This is a genomic window from Micromonospora sp. MW-13, assembly GCF_003434305.1.
GTDB lineage: Bacteria > Actinomycetota > Actinomycetes > Mycobacteriales > Micromonosporaceae > Micromonospora.
This window is the reverse complement of sequence record NZ_QKKX01000122.1, coordinates 1-467: the sequence shown is the minus strand read 5'-3', so window position 1 is coordinate 467 and position 467 is coordinate 1. Positions and strand designations below refer to the sequence as shown.

The 467-nt window shown below is 65.3% G+C and carries 1 protein-coding gene; it reads left to right on the top strand.

Translation table 11 applies throughout. The annotated features are described in order from the left end of the window. Positions 1-467: VCBS repeat-containing protein (locus C5N14_RS31505; RefSeq protein ID WP_133305782.1), on the top strand; the 467-nt coding region annotated here is incomplete at both ends.

The following is a 467-nucleotide window of genomic DNA, read 5'->3' as shown; positions in this document are numbered from 1 at the left end:
CTTCGCCCCCGCCACCAAATGGCACGACTGGTTCGCCCCCGGCGCCGAAGTCGCCACCACCGGCGACGTCAACGGCGACGGCAAAGACGACATCATCACCTTCACCCACGACAACACCGCCGACGTCTACGTAGCCCTCTCCACCGGCACCGGCTTCACCGGCACCGCCATCAAATGGCACGACTACTTCTCCATCCCCGGCGAACACCCCGCCACCGGCGACGTCAACGGCGACGGCAAAGACGACATCATCACCTTCACCCAAGGCCCCACCACCGCCTCCGACGTCATCATCGCCCTCTCCACCGGCACCACCTTCGGCACACCACAAAAATGGCACGACCTCTTCGCCGTCGGCACCGAACAACCCCGCGTCGGCGACATCAACGGCGACGGCAAAGACGACATCGTCACCTTCACCTGCAACACCGACGCCGACGTCTACGCCGCCACCTCCACCGGCACCA